Source organism: Nocardia jiangsuensis, from assembly GCF_042650385.1.
In the GTDB taxonomy this organism is placed as follows: Bacteria; Actinomycetota; Actinomycetes; order Mycobacteriales; family Mycobacteriaceae; genus Nocardia; species Nocardia jiangsuensis.
This window is the reverse complement of record NZ_JBHSAX010000013.1, coordinates 341418-364281: the sequence shown is the minus strand read 5'-3', so window position 1 is coordinate 364281 and position 22864 is coordinate 341418. Positions and strand designations below refer to the sequence as shown.

At 73.0% G+C, this 22864-nt stretch carries 21 protein-coding genes; 19 read left to right on the top strand and 2 right to left on the bottom strand.

The genetic code is table 11. The annotated features are described in order from the left end of the window. Positions 1-4: 4 nt before the first annotated feature. Entirely contained in the window at positions 5-562 is a 558-nt protein-coding gene (locus ACFO0B_RS13300; protein ID WP_378612707.1) for a DUF4334 domain-containing protein, read from the top strand. Positions 563-612: 50 nt separating this feature from the next. Here ACFO0B_RS13300 and ACFO0B_RS13295 read toward each other — a convergent pair whose 3' ends face one another. Together ACFO0B_RS13295 and ACFO0B_RS13290 are read right to left on the bottom strand one after the other, a co-directional pair. Next, positions 613-1356, bottom strand: coding sequence for an HD domain-containing protein (locus tag ACFO0B_RS13295; protein ID WP_378612706.1), 744 nt, complete (start codon positions 1354-1356; stop codon positions 613-615). Positions 1357-1403: 47 nt separating this feature from the next. Continuing rightward, complete coding sequence (locus tag ACFO0B_RS13290; protein WP_378612705.1) at positions 1404-2027, bottom strand: alpha-ketoglutarate-dependent dioxygenase AlkB; 624 nt, start codon at positions 2025-2027, stop codon at positions 1404-1406. A gap of 169 nt (positions 2028-2196) precedes the next feature. Here ACFO0B_RS13290 and pyrR point away from each other — a divergent pair, with 169 nt between their 5' ends. From pyrR to ACFO0B_RS13200, 18 genes are all read left to right on the top strand, one after another. After that, positions 2197-2805, top strand: a complete 609-nt coding sequence (gene pyrR, locus ACFO0B_RS13285; protein WP_378612704.1) for a bifunctional pyr operon transcriptional regulator/uracil phosphoribosyltransferase PyrR — start codon at positions 2197-2199, stop codon at positions 2803-2805. Beyond that, positions 2805-3767 (top strand): aspartate carbamoyltransferase catalytic subunit, encoded by a 963-nt coding sequence (locus ACFO0B_RS13280; protein ID WP_378612703.1) that lies wholly within the window; start codon positions 2805-2807, stop codon positions 3765-3767. Before pyrR ends, ACFO0B_RS13280 begins: the two co-directional genes overlap by 1 nt. After that, positions 3764-5071: a dihydroorotase gene (locus ACFO0B_RS13275; protein ID WP_378612702.1), complete on the top strand. Its 1308-nt coding sequence runs from the start codon at positions 3764-3766 to the stop codon at positions 5069-5071. The genes ACFO0B_RS13280 and ACFO0B_RS13275 overlap by 4 nt, the downstream gene beginning before the upstream one ends. Then, positions 5071-5580, top strand: coding sequence for a PH-like domain-containing protein (locus tag ACFO0B_RS13270; RefSeq protein ID WP_378612701.1), 510 nt, complete (start codon positions 5071-5073; stop codon positions 5578-5580). The genes ACFO0B_RS13275 and ACFO0B_RS13270 overlap by 1 nt, the downstream gene beginning before the upstream one ends. Continuing rightward, positions 5577-6692: a glutamine-hydrolyzing carbamoyl-phosphate synthase small subunit gene (gene carA, locus ACFO0B_RS13265; protein WP_378612700.1), complete on the top strand. Its 1116-nt coding sequence runs from the start codon at positions 5577-5579 to the stop codon at positions 6690-6692. The genes ACFO0B_RS13270 and carA overlap by 4 nt, the downstream gene beginning before the upstream one ends. A 1-nt stretch (position 6693) precedes the next feature. After that, the gene (carB, locus tag ACFO0B_RS13260) at positions 6694-10056 is read left to right on the top strand and encodes a carbamoyl-phosphate synthase large subunit (protein WP_378612699.1); all 3363 of its coding nucleotides are present in this window, start codon (positions 6694-6696) and stop codon (positions 10054-10056) included. Then, the gene (pyrF, locus tag ACFO0B_RS13255; RefSeq protein WP_378612698.1) at positions 10053-10871 is read left to right on the top strand and encodes an orotidine-5'-phosphate decarboxylase; all 819 of its coding nucleotides are present in this window, start codon (positions 10053-10055) and stop codon (positions 10869-10871) included. Before carB ends, pyrF begins: the two co-directional genes overlap by 4 nt. A 450-nt stretch (positions 10872-11321) precedes the next feature. Continuing rightward, the gene (gene mihF / locus ACFO0B_RS13250; protein ID WP_067657004.1) at positions 11322-11642 is read left to right on the top strand and encodes an integration host factor, actinobacterial type; all 321 of its coding nucleotides are present in this window, start codon (positions 11322-11324) and stop codon (positions 11640-11642) included. An 8-nt stretch (positions 11643-11650) separates the two neighbouring features. Further along, the gene (gene gmk, locus ACFO0B_RS13245; RefSeq protein ID WP_378612697.1) at positions 11651-12235 is read left to right on the top strand and encodes a guanylate kinase; all 585 of its coding nucleotides are present in this window, start codon (positions 11651-11653) and stop codon (positions 12233-12235) included. A gap of 136 nt (positions 12236-12371) precedes the next feature. After that, positions 12372-12647 (top strand): DNA-directed RNA polymerase subunit omega, encoded by a 276-nt coding sequence (gene rpoZ / locus ACFO0B_RS13240; protein ID WP_378612696.1) that lies wholly within the window; start codon positions 12372-12374, stop codon positions 12645-12647. Positions 12648-12669: 22 nt separating this feature from the next. Further along, on the top strand, positions 12670-13887 hold the full coding sequence (gene coaBC, locus ACFO0B_RS13235; protein ID WP_378612695.1) for a bifunctional phosphopantothenoylcysteine decarboxylase/phosphopantothenate--cysteine ligase CoaBC: 1218 nt from the start codon (positions 12670-12672) through the stop codon (positions 13885-13887). Between the two features lie 210 nt (positions 13888-14097). Beyond that, positions 14098-15318 carry a methionine adenosyltransferase gene (gene metK / locus ACFO0B_RS13230; RefSeq protein WP_378612694.1) on the top strand — a complete coding sequence of 407 codons (1221 nt, stop codon included), beginning with the start codon at positions 14098-14100 and terminating at the stop codon, positions 15316-15318. A 99-nt stretch (positions 15319-15417) separates the two neighbouring features. Further along, a complete protein-coding gene (locus ACFO0B_RS13225; protein WP_449289791.1) occupies positions 15418-17625 on the top strand; it encodes a primosomal protein N' family DNA-binding protein in 2208 nt (735 codons plus the stop codon). Between the two features lie 177 nt (positions 17626-17802). Beyond that, positions 17803-18465: a PadR family transcriptional regulator gene (locus ACFO0B_RS13220; RefSeq protein WP_378612693.1), complete on the top strand. Its 663-nt coding sequence runs from the start codon at positions 17803-17805 to the stop codon at positions 18463-18465. 198 nt (positions 18466-18663) lie between these two features. Further along, on the top strand, positions 18664-19692 hold the full coding sequence (locus ACFO0B_RS13215) for an esterase/lipase family protein (RefSeq protein WP_378612692.1): 1029 nt from the start codon (positions 18664-18666) through the stop codon (positions 19690-19692). A gap of 60 nt (positions 19693-19752) precedes the next feature. After that, positions 19753-20298: a peptide deformylase gene (gene def, locus ACFO0B_RS13210; protein ID WP_378612691.1), complete on the top strand. Its 546-nt coding sequence runs from the start codon at positions 19753-19755 to the stop codon at positions 20296-20298. After that, positions 20298-21221, top strand: a complete 924-nt coding sequence (gene fmt, locus ACFO0B_RS13205; protein WP_378612690.1) for a methionyl-tRNA formyltransferase — start codon at positions 20298-20300, stop codon at positions 21219-21221. The genes def and fmt overlap by 1 nt, the downstream gene beginning before the upstream one ends. After that, positions 21218-22798: an RsmB/NOP family class I SAM-dependent RNA methyltransferase gene (locus ACFO0B_RS13200; protein WP_378612689.1), complete on the top strand. Its 1581-nt coding sequence runs from the start codon at positions 21218-21220 to the stop codon at positions 22796-22798. The genes fmt and ACFO0B_RS13200 overlap by 4 nt, the downstream gene beginning before the upstream one ends. The last annotated feature ends 66 nt before the right edge of the window (positions 22799-22864 follow it).

Genomic DNA, 22864 nt, shown 5'->3' with positions numbered 1-22864 from the left:
CGACATGGTCGCGATCGACAGCGCTGCCACCGCAGCGGCCGAGCTGGCGCTGCTGCAGCAGTCCGGCGCCACCCCCGAGCAGGCCTGGGCGCTGTTCGACGGCCTGCCCGCCGCCCGCACCGACGAGGTCACGCTGGGGCGCTGGCAGGGCGAGGAGCTCGACACCGGGCACCCGTTCGCCGGTGTGCTCGTGGCCTCCGGCTGGTACGGCAAGCAGTTCGACGGCCCCGAGCAGGTACACCCGCTGCTCTTCGCCGACTCCACCGGCGCCGTCTTCCCGGTCGACCCGCGCCGCGTTCCGCTGACCCTCACCGACAAGGTGCCGCTCGCTGGGGTCCGGCTGATCAACAAGGCCCTCCCGGTGCTCGGGATCGCGCTGCGCACCCGCAAGTACACCGCGCGGCTGCGCGACATCGAGTACCGCGGCGCGGTGAGCGTCGCCATGGTCTACGACCACCTGCCGATCATCGACCACTTCCGGCGGGTCGACGAGCACACCCTGCTCGGCATCATGGACATGCGCGACCTGGCAGAGCCGTACTTCTTCGTGCTGCGCCGCTGAGCCGAGCGCCGCGCCGGGAGCGGCCGCCCGCCGCTCGCGCGGGGCGGGGGTCAGCTCGGTTCGTCGGCGAGGATGGCGGCGAACCGCTCGTCGGCGAGGTCGAGCTGGCCGAGGATGTGCTCCTTGACGTGCTCGGCGAGCGGGGTGTCGGCGCGCCGGACCAGCTCCCGGTAGACGTCGGTGAGCGGGGCGTACTTGCGGGCGAGCCGGGGCATGATCGGGCCCGTGGCGTAGAGGATGCCGACCCCGTTGTCGGTGAAGTCGGAGAGCTTCACCACCCGGCCCCAGGGGGAGCCGTCCAGGCTGGCCGTGATGTGCGCGCGGTAGCGGCGGTGCCGCTCGGCGACGTCGGCCGGGTCCGCCGGGTCGCGCTCCGAATTGGTGACCGCGGCGACGATCTCCGCGACCCGCGCGCCGAACCGCTCGGCGAGCACCGCTAGCGCGGCGGTGCGCGCATCGGTGCTCGAATCCCCGTGCAGCGCAGCCAGTTCGGGAGCATGATCCTCGACCGAGTCGTGCAGTAGCCCGGCGATCACCGGGTCGGCGTCGCGCACCTCGTAGTGGCTGACGATCCGGATCGCCACCCGCAGCAGGTGGCTCAGGTAGGGCTCGCGGCCGTAGCTGTCGTCGCGGTGCAACTCGGCGGCGAGGTCGAGCGCGGCGAGGACGCGCTCCCGCCCGGGTAGCTCGGCCACCTCGCCGAGCAGCCGGCCGCGGAGGCCGTCCTCGCCGTAGACCTCGCTGATGGTGTGCAGCGGCATCACGGCGAGTATCGCCGCCTCCGGTGTGCCCATGCGAGCAATCTATCCCGGCGGGCCTGCCGCGGCCGAGCGAGCGCCGGTCAGCGCACCCCGCGCGGCCGGAACTGCACGCTGATCCGCGGCCCGGCCTGCCGTCTGGTCTTCGGCACCGCGTGCTCCCAGGTGCGCTGGCAGGAGCCGCCCATCACCAGCAGGTCGCCGTGGCCGAGGTGGTAGCGCAGGCTCGCGCCGCCGCCGCGCGGGCGCAGCAGCAGGGCCCGCGGCGCGCCGAGCGAGACGATGGCGACCATGGTGTCGTGCGTGGCGCCGCGGCCGATGGTGTCGCCGTGCCAGGCGACGCTGTCGCTGCCGTCGCGGTACCAGCAGAGCCCGGCGGTGCGGAACGGTTCGCCGAGCTCGGGGCCGTAATGCGCGGAGAGCTCCTCCCGCGCGGTCGCGAGGATCGGGTCGGGCACGGGGGCCTGCTCGCCGTAGAAGCAGAGCAGCCGCGGCACGTCGACCACCCGGTCGTACATCGGGCGGCGCTCGGCCCGCCACGGCACCTCGGCCGCCAGCCGGTCGTAGAGCGCGGTGGCGCCGGTGAGCCAGCCGGGCAGCAGGTCGACCCAGGCGCCCTGCCCCAGCTCGGTGCGTTCCAGCGCGGACAGCTCACCGAGCCCGGCCGCGGGCGACTGGTCGAAGAGCGAGCCCTGCAGGGGGTGCATGCCGGCGACTCTACAGCTATTCGAACACCTGTGCTAGACCGGTCGACGGCGTGGCCGACCTCACATCGCGATACCGCTGGTGAAGGGCACCTTCGCGGCGCTGCTAGGCTCCTTGCTCGGTAAGACATCCTTTAACGGACCGTCCGGTGAGGCGGGGAAGGAGGTCGGCATGGCCGTGCCCGACGACACCTCCGAGCGGCACTCCGCCGATCGGCTCGCGGGCGCTCGCGAGCTGCTCTCGGCCGCCGATGTGGGGCGCACCGTCGCCCGCATGGCGCACCAGATCATCGAGAAGACCGCGCTGGATTCCGGCGAGCCGGACGCGCCGCGCGTCGTCCTGATCGGCATCCCGACCCGCGGCACCACGCTCGCGGCCCGGCTCACCGATCGGATCGAGGAGTTCAGCGGCGTCCGCCCCGCGCTCGGCTCCCTCGACATCACGCTCTACCGCGACGATCTGCGCTCCCGGCCGCACCGGCCGCTGGAGCGCACCTCGGTGCCGGACGGCGGCATCGACGACGCGCTGGTCGTGCTCGTCGACGACGTGCTCTTCTCCGGCCGCACCGTGCGCTCCGCGCTGGACGGGCTCCGCGATCTCGGCCGCCCGCGCGCCGTGCAGCTCGCGGTGCTGATCGACCGCGGCCACCGGGAGCTGCCGATCCGCGCCGACTACGTGGGCAAGAACGTGCCGACCAATCGCTCCGAGGACATCTCCGTGCTGCTCACCGAACACGACGCCCGCGACGGCGTGCACCTGCACCACGGGGAGGAGGCCTGATGCGACACCTGCTGACGGTCGCCGACCTGGACCGGGCGGCCGCCACCGAGCTCCTCGACGAGGCCGAGCGCTTCGAGCAGGCGCTGCTCGGCCGCGAGGTGCGCAAGCTGCCGACGCTGCGCGGCCGCACCGTGATGACCGTGTTCTACGAGAACTCCACCCGCACCAGGGTCTCCTTCGAGGTCGCGGGCAAGTGGATGAGCGCCGACGTGATCAACGTCAGCGCGAGCAGCTCTTCGGTCGCCAAGGGCGAGTCGCTGCGCGACACCGCGCTGACGCTGCACGCGGCGGGCGCGGACGCGCTGGTGGTCCGGCATCCGGCCTCCGGCGCCGCGCACCAGATCGCGCGCTGGCTGGACGCCTGGGCGGTGGCCGAGGGAAGGCAGGGCGGCCCCGCGGTGGTGAACGCCGGTGACGGCACCCACGAGCACCCGACCCAGGCGCTGCTGGACGCGCTCACCCTGCGCCAGCGGCTCGGCGACATCGAGGGCAGGCGGGTGCTGATCGTCGGCGACATCCTGCACAGCCGGGTCGCCCGCTCGAACGTGCTGCTGCTGCACACGCTCGGCGCCGAGGTGGTGCTGGTCGCGCCGCGCACGCTGCTCCCGGTCGGGGTGGAGTCCTGGCCCGCGCGCGTGTCGCACGCGCTCGACGCCGAGCTGCCCGGCGCGGACGCGGTGCTCATGCTGCGGGTGCAGGCGGAGCGGATGAACGGCGGCTTCTTCCCGTCGGCGCGCGAGTACGCGGTCAGGTACGGCCTCTCCGAGCGCCGGATGGCGCTGCTCGACGAGGCCGCGGCGGTGCTGCACCCGGGGCCCATGCTGCGCGGCATGGAGATCGCCTCGCCGGTGGCCGACTCGAACCGGGCCGCGATCCTGCAACAGGTGACGAACGGAGTGCACATGCGGATGGCGGTGCTGTTCCGGCTGCTGGTCGGAACCCACGAGGCGGTGGGCGTGTGAGCGGGCTGCTGATTCGGGGCGCACGGCCGTACGGCGAGGGTGAGCCGGTCGACGTGCTGATCGTGGACGGCGAGATCAGGGAGATCGGGGCCGACCTGGACGCGGGCGACGCGGAGATCGTCGCCGCGCAGGGCCAGGTGCTGCTCCCGGGCTTCGTCGACCTGCACACGCACCTGCGCGAACCCGGCCGCGAGGACACCGAGACCATCGAGACCGGCTCCGCCGCGGCGGCGCTCGGCGGCTACACGGCGGTCTTCGCCATGGCCAACACCGATCCGGTGGCCGACTCGGTGGTCGTCACCGACCACGTCTTCCGGCGCGGCCGCGAGGTCGGGCTGGTCGACGTGCACCCGGTCGGCGCGGTCACGGTCGGGCTGCGGGGCGAGCGGCTCGCCGAGATGGGCACCATGGCAGCGGGCGAGGCCGGGGTCCGGGTCTTCTCCGACGACGGCAACTGCGTCGCCGACCCGCTGATCATGCGCCGCGCGCTGGAGTACGCGCACTCGCTCGGCGTGCTCATCGCCCAGCACGCGGAGGAGCCGCGGCTCACCGTCGGCGCGGTCGCGCACGAGGGGCCGAACGCGGCCCGGCTCGGCCTGGCCGGCTGGCCGCGCGCCGCCGAGGAGTCGATCGTCGCGCGCGACGCCCTGCTCGCCAGGGACGCCGGCGCCCGCGTACACATCTGCCACGCCTCCACCGCCGGCACCGTCGAGCTGCTGAAATGGGCCAAGGCGCAGGGCATCGCGATCACCGCCGAGGTCACCCCGCACCACCTGCTGCTCGACGACTCCCGGCTGGCGACCTACGACGCGGTGAACAAGGTGAACCCGCCGCTGCGCGAGGCGTCGGACGCGGCCGCGCTGCGGCAGGCGCTCGCCGACGGCGTCATCGACTGCGTGGCCACCGACCACGCGCCGCACGCCGAGCAGGACAAGTGCTGCGAGTTCGCGGCCGCCCGCCCCGGCATGCTCGGGCTGGAGACCGCGCTCGCCATCGTCGCGCAGACCATGGTGGCCCCCGGGCTGCTGGACTGGCGCGGGGTGGCGCGGGTGCTGAGCGAGAACCCGGCCCGGATCGTCGGGCTGGACGACCAGGGCCGCCCGATCGCCGTCGGCGAGCCGGCCAACCTGACCCTGGTCGACCCGGACGCCGAGTGGACCGTGCGCGGCAGGGAACTCGCCAGCATCGCGCAGAACACCCCCTTCGAGGAGATGACGTTCCGCGCGCGGGTCACGGCAACGGTGCTGCGCGGCAGGATCACCGCCCGCGACGGTGCGGTCGCGGTGCGAGCGGGAGGGTTCTGATGGAACGCATACTCTGGGTCGTCGCGTGCCTGATCTTCTTTCTGATCGGCCTGTACCTCATGTACCGCGGCTGGCAGAACCGGGCGAAGCGGCAGGCCGAGCGGATCGGCGAGCTGCCCCCGGTCCCGGCCGAGCTCGGCGCCCAGCTGCTGGAGCCGACCACCGGGCTCTACCTGGGCAGCACCATCGCACCCAGCTGGCAGGACCGGATCGCCGTCGGCGATCTCGGCTTCCGCGCCACCGCCGAGCTCACCCGCTTCGAGCACGGCATCCTGCTGGAGCGCTCGGGCGCGCCCGCGATCTGGATGCCGCAGGAATCGATCAGCGTGGTGCGCACCGAGCGCGGCCACGCGGGCAAGGTGATGACCGAGGGCGGTGTGCTGGTGGTGCGCTGGACGCTGCCGACCGGCACCGAGATCGACACCGGGTTCCGCGGCGACGACAAGACCGTGTATCCGGCCTGGACGGCAGCCCCGTCCCGGCCGACGACAGGAGACGACGAGGGATGACAGGACAGCAAGCGGCGCTGGTGCTGGAGGACGGCCGGATTTTCCGCGGCACCGCCTACGGCGCCGTCGGCCAGACGCTCGGCGAGGCGGTCTTCTGCACCGCCATGACCGGGTACCAGGAGACCCTCACCGACCCCAGCTACCACCGCCAGATCGTGGTGGCGACCGCCCCGCAGATCGGCAACACCGGCTGGAACGACGAGGACGACGAGTCCGGGAAGATCTGGGTCGCCGGCTACGCCGTGCGCGACCCGGCGCGCCGCGCCTCCAACTGGCGCGCCACCACCACGCTCCCGGACGAGCTGGAGAAGCAGGACGTGGTCGGCATCGCGGGCATCGACACCCGCGCGCTGGTCAGGCACCTGCGCACCCGCGGCTCGATGAAGGCGGGCATCTTCTCCGGCCCCGCGCTGGCCGACACCGACGAGCTGGTGGCCAGGGTCACCGGCCAGGGCTCCATGCTCGGCGCCGACCTGGCCGGCGAGGTCAGCACCGACGCGGTCTACACCATCGAGCCGGTCGGCGGGCACAAGCACACCGTGGTCGCGGTCGACCTCGGCATCAAGACCAACACCCCGCGGATGTTCGCCGAGCGCGGCATCCGGGTGCACGTGGTCCCGGCGACCACCTCGCTGGAGCGCATCCTGGAGCTGAGCCCGGACGGGGTCTTCCTCTCCAACGGCCCCGGCGACCCGGCCACCCAGGACGGCGCGGTCGCGCTCACGCGGGGCGTGCTGGAGCGCGGGCTCCCGCTCTTCGGCATCTGCTTCGGCAACCAGATCCTCGGCCGGGCCCTCGGCCGCGGCACCTACAAGATGAAGTTCGGCCACCGCGGCATCAACATCCCGGTGCTCGAGCACGAGACCGGGCGCGTCTCGATCACCGCGCAGAACCACGGCTTCGCGCTGGAGGGGGAGCGCGGCGAGCAGTTCGACACCCCGTTCGGCCGCGCCGAGGTCAGCCACGTCTGCGCCAACGACGGCGCGGTCGAAGGCGTCCGGCTGGTGAACGGCCGCGCGTTCTCGGTGCAGTACCACCCGGAGGCCGCAGCCGGCCCGCACGACGCCGCGTATCTCTTCGATCGGTTCTCCGGTCTGCTGGAAGGAGCCTGATATGCCTCGTCGCGAGGATCTGCGCCACATCCTGGTCATCGGCTCCGGCCCGATCGTCATCGGCCAGGCCTGCGAGTTCGACTACTCCGGCACCCAGGCGTGCCGGGTGCTACGCGCCGAGGGGCTGCGCGTGTCGCTGGTGAACTCCAACCCGGCGACCATCATGACCGACCCCGAGTTCGCCGACGCCACCTACGTGGAGCCGATCACCGCGGAGTTCGTCGAGAAGGTCATCGCCAAGGAGCGCCCGGACGCCATCCTGGCCACCCTCGGCGGGCAGACCGCGCTGAACACCGCGGTCGCGCTGCACGAGCGCGGGGTGCTGGAGAAGTACGAGGTCGAGCTGATCGGCGCCGACTTCGAGGCCATCCAGCGCGGTGAGGACCGGCAGAAGTTCAAGGACATCGTCGCGAAGGTCGGCGGCGAGAGCGCCCGCTCCCGGGTCTGCTTCACCATGGACGAGGTCCGCGACACCGTTGCCGAGCTGGGCTTCCCGGTCGTGGTCCGGCCGTCGTTCACCATGGGCGGGCTCGGCTCCGGCATGGCCTACGACCACGCCGACCTGGACCGCATCGCCGGCGGCGGGCTCGCCGCCTCGCCCACCGCGAACGTCCTGATCGAGGAGTCCATCCTCGGCTGGAAGGAGTTCGAGCTCGAGCTCATGCGCGACGGCAGGGACAACGTCGTCGTGGTCTGCTCGATCGAGAACGTCGACCCGATGGGCGTGCACACCGGCGATTCGATGACCGTCGCCCCGGCCATGACGCTCACCGACCGCGAGTACCAGAGGCTGCGCGACCTCGGCATCGCCATCCTGCGCGAGGTCGGCGTCGACACCGGCGGCTGCAATATCCAGTTCGCGGTGAACCCGGCCGACGGCAGGCTCATCGTGATCGAGATGAACCCGCGGGTCTCCCGGTCCTCGGCGCTGGCCTCCAAGGCGACCGGATTCCCGATCGCCAAGATCGCCGCCAAGCTGGCCATCGGCTACACCCTGGACGAGATCGTCAACGACATCACCGGCGAGACCCCGGCCTGCTTCGAGCCGACGCTGGACTACGTGGTGGTCAAGGCGCCGCGCTTCGCCTTCGAGAAGTTCCCCGGCGCCGATCCGACGCTCACCACCACGATGAAGTCGGTGGGCGAGGCCATGTCGCTCGGCCGTAACTTCAGCGAGGCGCTCGGCAAGGTGCTGCGCTCGCTGGAGACCAAGGCCGCCGGCTTCTGGACCACCGGCGACGGCCGCTGGGCCCCGGCGGGCGAAGAAAACGGAGCCGCGACACAGTCGGATCGGGACCGCTTCGCGGTCGAGGAGATCCTGGCCGACCTGCGGGTGCCGACCGAGGGCCGGATCTACCAGGTCGAGCGGGCGCTGCGGTTCGGCGCGGGCATCGAGGAGGTGGCCGAGGCCTCGGGGATCGACCCGTGGTTCGTCGCCGAGGTGGCCGGGCTGGTCGAGCTGCGCGCCGAACTGCTCGACGCCCCGGTGCTGGACGAGCCGCTGCTGCGCCGGGCCAAGCACTACGGCCTCTCCGACGGCCAGCTGGCCGCGCTGCGCCCCGAGCTGGCCGGCGAGACCGGCGTCCGGGTGCTGCGGCACCGGCTCGGCGTGCGCCCGGTCTTCAAGACCGTCGACACCTGCGCCGCCGAGTTCGAGGCGAAGACGCCGTACCACTACTCCACCTACGAGCTCGACCCCGCGGCGGAGTCCGAGGTGGCGCCGCAGCGCGAGCGGGAGAAGGTCATCATCCTCGGCTCCGGCCCGAACCGGATCGGTCAGGGCATCGAGTTCGACTACTCCTGCGTGCACGCCGCGCAGACGCTCTCGGCCGCCGGGTACGAGACGGTGATGGTCAACTGCAACCCGGAGACCGTCTCCACCGACTACGACACCGCCGACCGGCTCTACTTCGAGCCGCTCACCTTCGAGGACGTGCTCGAGGTGTACGCCTCCGAGGCCGCCTCCGGCACCGTGGCCGGGGTGATCGTGCAGCTCGGCGGGCAGACCCCGCTCGGGCTGGCGCAGCGCCTCACCGACGCGGGGGTCCCGGTGGTCGGCACCAGCGCCGCCGCCATCGACCTGGCCGAGGACCGCGGCGAGTTCGGCGACGTGCTGGTCGCGGCCGGGCTGCCCGCGCCCAAGTACGGCACCGCCACCACCGTCGAGCAGGCCAAACGGATCGCGGCCGGGATCGGCTACCCGGTGCTGGTCCGCCCCTCCTACGTGCTCGGCGGGCGCGGCATGGAGATCGTCTACGACGAGCACGCGCTGGAGGGGTACATCTCCCGCGCCACCGAGCTGAACCCGGACCACCCGGTGCTGGTCGACCGCTTCCTCGAAGACGCCATCGAGATCGACGTGGACGCGCTCTGCGACGGCGAGGAGGTCTACCTCGGCGGCGTCATGGAGCACATCGAGGAGGCCGGTATCCACTCCGGCGACTCGGCCTGCGCGCTGCCGCCGATCACGCTCGGCCGCAGCGACATCGAGGCCGTGCGCCGCTCGACGATCGCGCTGGCCACGGGCATCGGGGTGCGCGGGCTGCTGAACGTGCAGTACGCGCTCAAGGACGACGTGCTCTACGTGCTGGAGGCCAACCCGCGCGCCAGCCGCACGGTGCCCTTCGTCTCCAAGGCCACCGCGGTGCCGCTGGCCAAGGCGGCGGCCAGGATCGCCATGGGCGCCACGATCGCCGGGCTGCGCAAGGAGGGCATGCTGCCACCGGACGGCGACGGCGGGCACGTCTCGCTGGACGCGCCGGTCGCGGTGAAGGAGGCGGTGCTCCCGTTCAACCGGTTCCGCCGCGCCGACGGCACCGGGGTGGACTCGCTGCTCTCGCCGGAGATGAAGTCCACCGGCGAGGTGATGGGGATCGACGCCGACTTCGGCACCGCCTTCGCCAAGAGCCAGGCCGCCGCCTACGGCTCGCTGCCGACCGCGGGCACGGTCTTCGTCTCCATCGCCAACCGGGACAAGCGGGCCATGGTCTTTCCGGTGAAGCGGCTGCACGACCTGAAATTCCGCATCCTCGCCACCGAGGGCACCGCGGAGATGCTGCGCCGCAACGGGATTCCCTGCGATCGGGTGCGCAAGCACTCGGACGACGCCACCGCGGCGGACGGCCCGTCCATCGTCGACCTGATCCGGGACGGCGAGGTCGACATGGTGTTCAACACCCCGTACGGCAACTCGGGGCCGAGGGTCGACGGCTACGAGATCCGCAGCGCGGCGGTCGGGGTGAACATCCCGTGCATCACCACCGTGCAGGGCGCCGCCGCGGCGGTGCAGGGCATCGAGGCCGTGATCAACGGCGGGATCGGGGTGCGCTCGCTGCAAGAGTTGCACTCGGTGCTGCGCGGATGACGCCGTTCGGCGAGCGGCTCCGGCAGGCCAAGCGCGAGTGCGGGCCGGTCTGCGCGGGCATCGACCCGCATCCGGGGCTGCTCCGGGAGTGGGGGCTGACGGCGGACCCGGCCGGGCTCGCCGCCTTCGCCGAGATCTGCGTCGAGGTGTACCGCGGGAACGTCGCGCTGGTGAAGCCGCAGGTGGCCTTCTTCGAGACCTACGGTTCGGCCGGGCTCGCGGTGCTCGAGCGCGCCATGGCCGAGCTCAGGGCCGCGGGCACGCTGGTGCTCGCCGACGCCAAGCGCGGCGACATCGGCTCCACCATGGCCGCCTACGCGCACGCCTGGCTGGCCGACGGCCCGCTCGGCAGCGACGCGGTGACCGTCTCGCCCTACCTCGGCTTCGGCTCGCTGGAGCCGGCCCTGGAGCTCGCCGCGGCGAACGGCCGCGGCGTGTTCGTGCTCGCCGCCACCTCGAACCCGGAGGGGCCGCAGGTGCAGCAGGCGCTGGCGGGGGAGCGGGTTGTCGCGCAGGCCATGGTGGACGAGGCGGCGGCGCGCAACGCAGGCGCCGCGGCGGGGTCGGTCGGCGTCGTCGTCGGCGCGACGCTCGCGCGGGCGCCCGAGCTGGGCGCGCTGAACGGCCCGATCCTGATGCCGGGCATCGGTGCCCAGGGCGGCGGCCCGGAGTCGGTGCGCGCGCTGCTGCCCGCCGCCGTACTGCCCGCTGTGGTCCCCGCGGTCTCCCGGGAGCTGCTGCGCGCCGGGCCGTCCCCGCAGGCGCTCCGCACCCGCCTGAGCGAGCTGCAGGATGCCTTCGCCTTCCTCGGCTGAACCACCCGGTACGGCCCCTCTCGCTGCCCGAGCGCGGATCTCTCCGCGCTCGGGCACGACTTTTTCCAGGGCCGGGTACGAAGTTCACAATCGGGAAAAATTCCGCGACACGCCGGAGGTCTTGGTTGGACACGCCGAGATTTTCGAGAAAATTGCAGGTCGCGCGGGTGTCGGTCGGTATCCACCGCGCCCCGGGGGTCGCTACCTCCACGCAAATTCCGGACATTGCACCAAAGTCCCAGGTCGGTGCGGGTTCGGCGAGGTCACGGCGGTGTCGGCGTACCCTCGGTGAGCAGCGCGCGAAACTCTCCCGCGTCCCTCCGCGGAGCCGCGGAATCATGCGCTGACCTGGGGGGCGGGTTCGCAATCGGCGGGCGTCGTGGGTACGGTCGCTGGGACTGTCGGGTTACCGGCAGTCGTTGTTGCAATGAACGATGAGACGGAGGAACCGTGGCCCTTCCCCAGCTGACCGATGAGCAGCGCGCCGCTGCTCTGGAGAAGGCGGCTGCCGCTCGCCGCGCTCGGGCAGAGCTCAAGGAGCGCCTGAAGCGTGGTGGGACCGACCTGAAGAAGGTCCTCGCGGACGCCGAGAACGATGAGATTCTCGGCAAGATGAAGGTGTCGGCGCTGCTGGAGGCCCTGCCGAAGGTCGGCAAGGTCAAGGCGGCGGAGATCATGAGCGAGCTCGAGATCGCCCCCACCCGCAGGCTCAGGGGTCTCGGCGACCGGCAGCGCAAGGCGCTGCTCGCTCGCTTCGACTTCGACGCCTGACGACGAGGGTGGTCGGACACACGCGGAAGGGTCGGCTGGTAGTACTGGTCGGCCCCTCGGCCGTCGGGAAGTCGACGGTCGTGCGTTGCGTGCGGGAGCAGCTGCCGGAGCTGGTGTTCAGCGTCTCGGCGACGACCCGGGCCCCCAGGCCCGGCGAGATCGACGGGCGCGACTACCGGTTCGTCGCCAGGGCGGAGTTCGACGCGATGATCGCGGCGGGCGACCTCCTCGAATGGGCGGACATCCACGGCGGGCTCCAACGTTCGGGCACCCCGGCCGGGCCGGTGCGCGACGCACTGGCCGCCGGCCACCCGGTCCTGGTCGAGGTCGACCTGGAGGGCGCCCGCTCGGTGCGCCGGGCCATTCCGGACGCACTGCTGGTCTTCCTCGCCCCACCGAGCTGGGACGTACTCGTCTCCCGGCTCCGGTCGCGCGGGACGGAATCCCCCGAGGTGATCGAGCGCAGGCTCGAAACCGCGCGGATCGAGCTCGCCGCTTGTGACGAGTTCGACATCGTGATCGTGAACGACGATCTGACCAGTGCCTGTGAGCAGTTGGTATCGTTGTTCGTCAGCACGAATTCCAGCTCGTGACCCGAGCCGGTCGGTGACCCGGTTCTCGCGCCGTACGGCGCGAGAACCCCGGTGGCCCGCCGACCCGCCGCTCATTCCCGTCCGGTTCTCGCGAACCGGACGCTTCCGCCCACCGAGAACGCAGGAGTCTCCTCCAGTGACCGACACCACCGCCGCGCCCGCCTACGACACCCCGATCGGCCTGACCAACCCCCCGATCGACGAGCTGCTCGAGCGCACCTCGTCGAAGTACGCGCTGGTCATCTACGCGGCGAAGCGCGCGCGCCAGATCAACGACTACTACAACCAGCTCGGCGACGGCATCCTCGAGTACGTCGGCCCGCTGGTCGAGCCCGGCCTGCAGGAGAAGCCGCTCTCGGTGGCCATGCGCGAGATCCACTCGGACCTGCTCGAGCACTCCGAAGGCGAGTGAACCCGGCGGGAGCGGAGTGACCATGCGGATCGTCGTCGGCGTCGGCGGGGGGATCGCGGCCTACAAGGCCTGCGCACTCGTCCGGCGGTTCACCGAGACCGGCCATTCGGTGCGGGTCATCCCCACCGAAGCGGCGCTGCAGTTCGTCGGGAAGGCCACCTTCGAGGCGCTGTCCGGGAACCCGGTGCACACCGGGGTCTTCGCCGACGTGCCCGAGGTGCCGCACGTGCGGCTCGGCCAGGAGGCCGAACTGGTGGTGATCGCCCCCGCCACCGCCGACCTGATGGCGCGCACCGCCTCGGGTCGCGCCGACGACCTGCTCACCGCGACCCTGCTCACCGCCCGATGTCCGGTGCTGTTCGCGCCCGCCATGCACACCGAGATGTGGCAGCACCCGGCCACCGTCGCGAACGTGGCGACGCTGCGCAGCCGCGGCGCCGTCGTGATGGAGCCCGCCGCCGGTCGGCTCACCGGCACCGACACCGGCCCGGGCAGGCTGCCCGAGCCGGAGGAGATCTTCGGCCTCGCCGCGCTGCTGCTGGAGCGCACCGACGCCGTCCCGCGCGATCTGGAGGGCCGCCGCGTGGTGATCACGGCGGGCGGCACGAGGGAGCCGCTCGACCCGGTGCGCTTCCTCGGCAACCGCAGCTCCGGCAAGCAGGGCTACGCACTGGCCCGGGTCGCCGCGCAGCGCGGCGCCCTGGTCACGCTGATCGCGGGCAACACCATCGAGATGGCCCCGCCCGCCGCCGTCGACCTGGTCCACATCACCACCGCCGACCAGCTGAAGACCGCCGTGGAGAAGCACTCGGTCGGCGCCGACGCGGTGATCATGGCCGCCGCGGTCGCCGACTTCCGGCCCACCAGCGTCGCCACCACCAAGATCAAGAAGGGCGCCGACGAGCCGGACGTCATCCCGCTGACCAAGAACGAGGACATCCTGGCCGGGCTGGTGCAGTCCCGCGGCGACGGCCAGCTCCCCGGCACCGTCATCGTCGGCTTCGCCGCCGAGACCGGCGACGAGCACGGTGACGTGCTCACCCACGCCCGCGCCAAGCTCGCGCGAAAGGGCTGCGATCTTCTCGTTGTGAACGCCGTCGGCGAGGGTAAGGCCTTCGAGGTCGACACCAACGACGGCTGGCTGCTCGGCGCCGACGGTACCGAGCAGTCGCTTGACCACGGCTCCAAGGCGCTGCTGGCCAGCCGGGTGCTGGACGCACTCGGCCCGCTGCTGCGCTGATTTCCGCACCGGAACGACTGCGGGCGCGGCACCGGAACTCCGGGAGATTTCCGGGCCGCCCCCGCCTCCGCTGGAGGGGTGCCGGAGCGGGACCGGGCGTCCTCGCGGTGTCGCCCCTTTGGAATAGTCTGAGTAGAAGGCTTGCGCACCGGCGGGACACCGCTACTGTCGCAGACCGACCGAGCAACCCGTACGGGGAAGGGAATAACTGTGCCGACGTCTGGCAGCCGCCTGTTCACCAGTGAGTCCGTGACCGAGGGTCATCCGGACAAAATCTGCGACGCCATCAGCGATTCCATCCTCGACGCGCTGCTCACCGAGGATCCGCGCAGCCGGGTCGCCGTGGAGACCCTGGTCACCACCGGCCAGGTGCACGTGGCCGGTGAGGTGACCACCTCCGCGTACGCGGACATCCCGAAGATCGTCCGGGAAAAGGTCCTCGAGATCGGATACGACTCCTCCGCAAAGGGTTTCGACGGCAACTCGTGCGGCGTGAACATCGCCATCGGCGCGCAGTCGCCGGAGATCGCGCAGGGTGTCGACACCTCGCACGAGGTCCGCACCGGCGGCGGCGAGACGACCGAGGACGAGATCGCCAGGCAGGGCGCGGGCGACCAGGGGCTGATGTTCGGCTACGCGAACACCGACACCCCCGAGCTGCTCCCGCTGCCCATCGCGCTGGCGCACCGGCTCTCCCGCAGGCTCACCGAGGTCCGCAAGACCGGTGTGCTGCCCTACCTGCGTCCGGACGGCAAGACCCAGGTCACCATCGAGTACGAGGGCGACCGGGCGGTCCGGCTGGACACCGTGGTCGTCTCCACCCAGCACGCCGCCGACATCGACCTGGACAACCTGCTCGCGCCGGACATCAGGGAGAAGGTCGTCGACTCCGTGCTCGCCGACCTGGCGCTGCCCACCCTGGACATCTCGAATGTCCGGTTGCTGGTCAACCCCACCGGCCGCTTCGTGCTCGGCGGCCCGATGGGCGATGCCGGGCTGACCGGCCGGAAGATCATCGTCGACACCTACGGCGGCTTCGCCAGGCACGGTGGCGGCGCCTTCTCCGGCAAGGACCCGTCGAAGGTGGACCGCTCGGCCGCGTACGCCATGCGCTGGGTCGCCAAGAACGTGGTCGCCGCCGGGCTGGCCGACAAGATCGAGGTCCAGGTCGCCTACGCCATCGGCAAGGCCGCCCCCGTCGGGCTCTTCGTGGAGACCTTCGGCACCGAGAAGACCGATCCGGCGAAGATCACCGCGGCGATCAACGAGACCTTCGACCTGCGTCCGGGCGCCATCATCCGCGACCTGGACCTGCTGCGCCCGATCTACGCGCAGACCGCGGCGTACGGCCACTTCGGCCGCACCGACATCGATCTGCCCTGGGAGCACACCGACCGCGCGGACAAGCTGCGCGCCGCCGCCGGGCTGTAGGCCCGCCGAGCCGGAGTGGACGAACCCGACGCGGACCGTGCCGCCGCCACGGCGGACGGTCCGCGGCCGGGGCATCCCGGCGCGGGCCCGGTCGCACGGGTGCTGCCCCTGCTCACCCCCGCGCACCTGGACCGCGACTTCGATTACCTGATTCCGCCCGGGTACGACGCCGTCGCGCAGCCCGGCGTCCGGGTGCGGGTCCGCTTCGCCGGCCGCCTCGTCGACGGCTACCTGCTGGCCCGCCTCGACCGCAGTGCACACGAGGGAACCCTGCGCCCGCTCGAGCGCGTCGTCTCGCCCGAACAGGTCCTCACCCCCGAGATCGAACGTCTGGTCCGCGCCGTCGCGGCGCGCTACGCAGGCACCCGCGCCGACGTCCTCCGCCTGGCCATCCCGCCCCGCCACGCGCGCACCGAGGGTAAATCGGCAGCCGCGCAACCCGATCCCGCCGCAGTGGAATCCGCACCCGCGCCGCCGAATTCGGCCGACGGCGAACCGAGCGCCCCGAACACGGCTCCCACCGACGACGTCGAGCGTTCCGCCGAACTGCCCGCGCGAACGCGCGATTCCCCGGCGGGGCGGCACGATTCGCCGGCACCACCGCACCGTTCGTCGCACACCGCACAGTCAGCCGAGCGGGAACCGGGCGGGGCAGGCGGCGACACCGACGAGACGGAGGCAGGCGAACCCGTCGCGCAGCAGCCGAGCCCGCCGGTCGACGAGGCGGCATGGTCCCGCTACACCCACGGCCGAGCCTTCCGCGCGGCCCTGCGCGCACAACGCAGCCCCCGCGCCGCCTGGCAAGCCCTCCCGGGCGAGAACTGGCCCCGCCGCCTGGCCGAACTGGCCGCCACCACCGACGCCACCGGCCACGGCACCCTCATCCTCGTCCCCGACCAGCGCGACCTCGACCGAGTGCTGGCGGAATGCCGAGAGCTGGTCGGCGACCGAGTGGTCGGCCTCGCGGCCGGGCTCGGCCCCTCGGCCAGATACCGCCGCTGGCTGGCAGCCCTCCGCGGCACCGCGACGGTGGTGGTCGGCACGAGAAGCGCCGTCTTCGCCCCGGTCCGCGACCTCGCCCTGATCGCCATCTGGGACGACGGCGACGACACCTTCGCCGAACCCCGCGCCCCCTACCCGCACGCCCGCGAGGTCGCCATGCTCCGCGTGCACGAGACCGGCGCCGCCTTCGTCGCCGCCGGCTTCGCCCGCACCGCGGAGATCCAGGCCGTCGTCGACTCCGGCTGGGCGCACGACCTGGTCGCCGACCGTGCCGTCGTCCGCGAGCACGCCCCGCACATCAGCGCCCCCGGCGACACCGATATCGCCCTGGAGCGCGACCCCGTGGCCAGGGCCGTCCGCATCCCCGGCGTCGCCTTCGCCGCGGCCCGCGCCGCGCTGAAGGAGGGCGCGCCGGTGCTGGTGCAGGTCCCGCGCCGCGGCTACGTCCCGGCGCTGGCCTGCGCGCGCTGCCGCACCCCCGCCCGCTGCCGCCGCTGCAACGGCCCGCTCGCGCTGCCCGAGCACGCGGGCGACGGCGCGCACAGCCCGGCCTGCCGGTGGTGCGGCAGCACCGAGGCGGCGTTCCGCTGCCCGGTCTGCGCCGCCCGCGCGCTGCGCGCGGTGGTGATCGGCGCCGCGCGCACCGCGGAGGAACTCGGCCGCGCCTTCCCGGACGTGCCGATCCGCGGCTCCGGCGGCGGAACGGTGCTCGACACCGTCGAGCCGGGCCCGCAGGTCGTGGTCGCCACGGTCGGCGCCGAGCCGCGGGTGCGCGGCGGCTACGGCGTCGGGCTGCTGCTCGACGGCTGGGCCCTGCTCACCCGCGCCGACCTGCGCGCCACCGAGGACACGCTGCGCCGCTGGACCGCGGCGGCCGCGCTGGTCCGGCCGCACGGCCGGGTGATCGTGATGGCCGACCCCGGGGTGCCGACGGTGCAGGCGCTGGTGCGCTGGGACCCCGTCGGGCACGCGCGCGCCGAGCTCGCGGCGCGTGCCGAGGTCGGCTTCCCACCCGCCGTGCGGCTCGCCGCCGTCGACGGCACCGGCGCCTCCGTCGCCGAATTGCTCGCCGCCACAGTGCTTCCCGACGGAGTGCAGGTGCTCGGCCCGGTCCCGCTGCCGGAGAGTGCCCGCCCGCCGTCCGCCGCGGCCGGCAGCGCGCCGGTCGAACGGATCCTGCTCCGCGTCCCGCGCTCCGACGGCGCCGCGCTCGCCCGCGCGCTCACCGCCGCCCAGGCCGTGCGCAGCACGCAGCGCTCGGACGCCCCGTTGCGCGTCCAGATCGACCCCGTCGACATCGGCTGACTCCGGGGCCCGGCGCAAGCCCGCGCCGCCGCACCCGAGCCGATGGCCCGTCGCGATCCGATCGCTCCACCACCCACCTCCGCCCGCCCGGAACAACGCGCGAACTTCTTGCGTTCGATCTATTGTCGATATATCGTCGATACCGTGAAACGAACACGAGAGCCCGAGGAGGCAATCATGGAACACCCACTGCACGGAGAATTCGGCCCGCGTGGCCCCCGCCCCCCGTTCGAACGGGGTCGCGGGCACTTCCGCCGCGGCGGCAGGCACGGCTTCGGTCCGGGGCCGGAGTTCGGTCCCGGCTTCGGTCCCGGCGGCCCCGGTGGTTTCGGACCCGGTTTCGGCCGTGGCCGCGGCCGGGGCGGGCGCGGCAGGCGCGGTGACGTGCGCGCCGCGGTCCTGCTGCTGCTCACCGAGCAGCCGATGCACGGCTACGAGCTGATCCAGCGGATCCGCGAGCGTAGCGAGGACGTCTGGCGGCCGAGCCCCGGCTCGATCTACCCGGCGCTGGCACAGCTGGAGGACGAGGGGCTGATCGTCATCGAGAAGGTCTCCGGCCGCAAGACCGCGAAACTCTCCGAGGAGGGCGTGCGCTACGTCGAGCAGCACCGGGACGAGCTCGGTGATCCCTGGGCGGACGTCTCCGGCGATGTCGGCCCGCAGGCGCGGGATCTGCGCGAGCTGATCGGGGCGCTCATGGGCGCCGTCGGCCAGGTCGCCGCCGCGGGCACCCCCGCGCAGGCGGCGAGGGCGGCCGAGGTGCTCACCGAGGCCCGCCGCAGCCTGTACCGCATCCTCGCCGATGACGACGAGCCCGGAGCGGCCGAGAGCGGAAAGTGACCCCGCACGCGGGGCCGGACACGCCCGGGCGGACCGGGCCTCCGGCCCCGCCTCCGGCACCGGGATTCGGGGCATGACAAACCGCTCCCGACCGGCTTCCCCGCCGCTGCGCAACGGTGCGGCGACCGTGCGGTAACGAAGGTGTGAAAGCACGCCACTCGGCCCGCGAAAAGCGCTGGGCGGCGCGAGAATTGTTGTATGGAACAACCGTCATGGGTGTTGGGTAGGGGATTGTCACAGCTGCGGCGCGGGGCCGCGGTTCTGGCGGTGGTCGCGAGTGCGGTGCTCGGCACCGCCGCGGGGACATATCCGGGGGCGGCGTCGGCGCAGCCGAGCGATTTCCGGGCAGCCGAGGTGCCGACCGAGCAGGGCCCGCCGCAGCCGGACCACCTGGCCGCGGCCTGGTACCAGAAGCAGCATCCGCGCGTCGTGCCCACCGGCACCAACGATTTCGGCTGCACGCCCGATGCCGAGCGCCCGCGCCCGGTGATCCTGGCGCACGGCACCGACTCCTCCGCCTACTCGGACTACTCGGCCATCGCGCCGCGGCTCGCCGCCGCGGGCTTCTGCGTCTTCGCGCTGAACTACGGCGGCGCGCCGGGGGCGCTGAGCTACGGCACCGAGGATCTGCGGGCCAGCGGGTGGCAGCTCGCCGCCTTCGTCGACCAGGTGCTCGCCGCCACCGGTGCCGCACAGGTCGACCTGGTCGGCTTCTCGCAGGGCGCCAACGTCACCCGCTACTACACGAACAAGCTCGGCGGCGCGCCGAACGTCGGGCGCTGGGTGGGGCTGGCCTCGCCCAGCTACGGCGGGGTCATGTACGGACTGGTGCCCATCGCGCAGGCCATCCCGGGCGTGCTGCAGGTCTTCGAGCGGGTCACCTCGCTGGCCGCGGTGCAGCAGGCGCAGGGCTCGCCGGTGATGACCGAGCTCAACGCGGGCGGCGACACCGTGCCCGGCCCGGAGTACATCACCGTCGGCAGCCGGGTGGACGAGATGATCCAGCCGTTCGGCAACATCGCCCTGCACGGCCCGAACGCGCGCAACATCACGCTGCAGGACCTCTGCGCGGCCGATCTGACCGGGCACTTCCACCTGGTCTACGACCCGTTCGTGCAGGACCTGCTGATCGGCGTGCTCGATCCGGACAACGCGCCGGAGCCGGTGTGCACGCCGGTTCCGCTCGGCACCGGCATTCCACAGGTGGTGATCGCGGGCAACTCCTGACCGGCCGGGCGGGCTCTCTAGAATGGGACGACCGTTGTTCCGTCTTCGTGGGAGCCCGCCGTGACCGTCCAGCCCGTTCGCCTCTTCGGCGACCCGATCCTGCGCTCGCGGACCGCCGAGGTCGCCGCCTTCGACGCCGAATTGCGCAGGCTGGTGGACGATCTCACCGACACCATGCACGACGACGGCGGGGTCGGGATGGCCGCGCCGCAGATCGGGGTCGGGCTGCGAGTCTTCGTCTACGACACCGGCGACGCGGCCGGGCACCTGGTGAACCCCAGCTACGAGGTGCTCGGCGAAGCGGAGCAGGTCGGCCCGGAAGGGTGTCTCTCCATTCCCGGCGTGCGCTACGACGTGCGCCGCGCGCTGCGGCTGCGGGCCGCCGGGGTCGACGCCACCGGCGCGCCGGTCTCCTTCGAGGCGGACGGGCTGCTCGCCCGGTGCGTGCAGCACGAGACCGACCACCTGGACGGGGTGCTCTTCCTGGACCGGCTGGATCCGGCCTCGCGCAAGCAGGCGATGCGGACCATCCGCGAGTCGGATTGGTTCGGCGCGGGGATCACGGTGCGGGAATCGCGCGGGCTCGGCACGGGAGGCGGTCGCTGATGCGGGTGCTCTTCGCGGGAACCCCCGACCCCGCCGTTCCGGCGCTGCGCGCGTTGCTCGAGTCGCCGCGGCACGCGGTGATCGGGGTGCTCACCAGGCCCGATGCTGTGGCCGGGCGCGGGCGCAAGGTGAGTCGTTCGCCGGTTGCGCTGCTCGCCGACGAGCACGGCATCCCGGTCTTCACTCCGCGTAAGCCCGGAGAGCCGGAGTTCGTCGAGCAGCTCACCGAGCTCGCGCCGGAGTGCTGCCCGGTGGTCGCCTACGGCGCGCTGCTGCCGGAGCGGATTCTCGGCATTCCGCCGCACGGCTGGATCAACCTGCACTTCTCGCTGCTGCCCGCCTGGCGCGGGGCCGCGCCGGTGCAGGCCGCGGTCGACGCCGGGGACGAGATCACCGGCGCCTCCACCTTCCGCATCGAGGCCGGGCTCGACACCGGGCCGGTGTTCGGTGTGATCACCGAGAAGATCGAGGTCACCGACACCGCTGGCACGCTGCTGGAGAAGCTCTCGCACAGCGGGGCGCACCTGCTCGCCACCACGCTCGACGGGGTCGAGGACGGGACGCTGCACGCGGTGCCGCAGAGCACGGACGGGGTCTCCTACGCGCCGAAGCTCGCGCCGGAGGCGGGGCGGGTGCGCTGGGATCAGCCCGCGCTCAACGTCGGCCGCCGGATCCGCGCCGTCACCCCCGCCCCCGGTGCCTGGACCCTCGTGGACTCGGCCCGGCTCAAACTCGGCCCGGTCGAGCTCGTCGAGGACGAGTTGCCGGTCGGCGCCGTCGAGGTGCGCAAGGACGGGGTCCACATCGGCACCGCCACCACCGCAGTCCGCCTCGGTCAGGTGCAGCCCCCGGGCAAACGCATGATGCCCGCCCTCGACTGGGCCCGCGGAGCGCGGCTCGGCACCGGAACGGTGGTCGAATGAACGGCGATGCCCGCCGCTCCGGCGCGAATGCCGGTGACGATCGCCGCCGGGACCGGGTGGGCGGCCGAGGTGCCGACGACCGTCCGGACGCGAACGGTCGGCGCGCCCCGGAGCGGGACCGGACGGGCGACGCGCGTCGCCCGAGAGCGGGCGCTGATGCCAAGCGCGGACGACGCGGCGACGACCGGCGGCCGGGCAAGGGGCAGGCCGACGTCCGCCCGAGTGGGAAGCGTTCCGGTGCACCGGAGGACGGGGCCCGGCTCGCGGCCAGGGATCTGCTGCGCGACGTGCGCGAACGCGACGCCTACGCGAACCTCGCCCTCCCGGCACTCCTCCGCCGGTACAAGCTCTCCGGCCGCGACGCCGCCCTCGCCACGGAACTCGCCTACGGCACGAGCCGCGCCCGGGGCCAGCTCGACGCCGTGATCGAGGCAGCGGCCGCCCGCCCGATCGCGGAGATCGACGGCGACCTGCTCGACGTCCTGCGGCTGGGCACCTATCAGCTCCTGCGCACCAGGATCGGCGCGCATGCCGCCGTGGACACCTCGGTCGCCCTGGTCCGCGCCGAGCACGGCGCGGGCAAGGCGGGCTTCGTGAACGCGGTCCTGCGCAAAGCCGCGAACCGCACCCTGCCGGAGTGGGTCGAGGCGCTGGCCCCGGCCGACCCGGTGGCCCACCTCGCCTTCGAGCACGCGCACCCGCTCTGGATAGCCCAGTCCTTCGCCGACGCGCTCGGCGCCCGCGCGGGCGAGCTGGCCGCCGCGCTGGAGGCGGACGACGCCCGCCCCGCGGTGCACCTGGTAGCCCGCCCCGGCGACATCACCGCCGAGGAGCTGGCCCTGGTCACCGGCGGCACCGAGGGCCGCTGGTCCCCGTACGCGGTCTACCTGGACGAGGGCGGCGACCCGGGCGACCTGGAGCCGATCCGGGCCGGCATGGCCGCGGTGCAGGACGAGGGCAGCCAGCTGGTGGCGCTCGCGCTCACCCGCGCCGAGCTCGACGGCCCCGACACCGGCCGCTGGCTCGACCTGTGCGCGGGCCCCGGCGGCAAGGCGAACCTGCTCGGCTCGCTCGCCGCCATCGACGGCTACACCGTGGACGCGGTGGAGCGCTCCGAGCACCGCGCCGAACTGGTCCGCCGCGCCACCAGGGACCTCCCGGTCCGGGTGCACGTCGTCGACGGCAGGGACAGCGGCCTCGAGCCCGGCTACGACCGCATCCTGGTCGACGCCCCGTGCACCGGCCTCGGCGCGCTGCGCCGCCGCCCCGAGGCCCGCTGGCGCCGCCGCCCCGAGGACCTCGCCGAGCTCACCGCCCTGCAGCGCGAACTCCTCTCCGCCGCCTACGACCTGCTCCGCCCCGGCGGCGTGGTGCTGTACTCCACCTGCTCGCCGCACCTGGCCGAGACCACGGCCGTCGTCGGCGACCTGGTGCGCCGCACCGGCGCGCGCGAACTGGACACCCCCGCGCTGCTCCCCGGCGTCACCGACGCGGGCGACGGCCCGGCCGCCCAGTTCTGGCCGCACCGGCACGGCACCGACGCCATGTTCCTGGCCGCCCTGCGCAAACCCGCCTGAGCCGCCGCGCCGCGGGAGGAGGGCGGATTCCATTCGTCCAAGCCGCAGCGCACCGCGGCGAGCAGA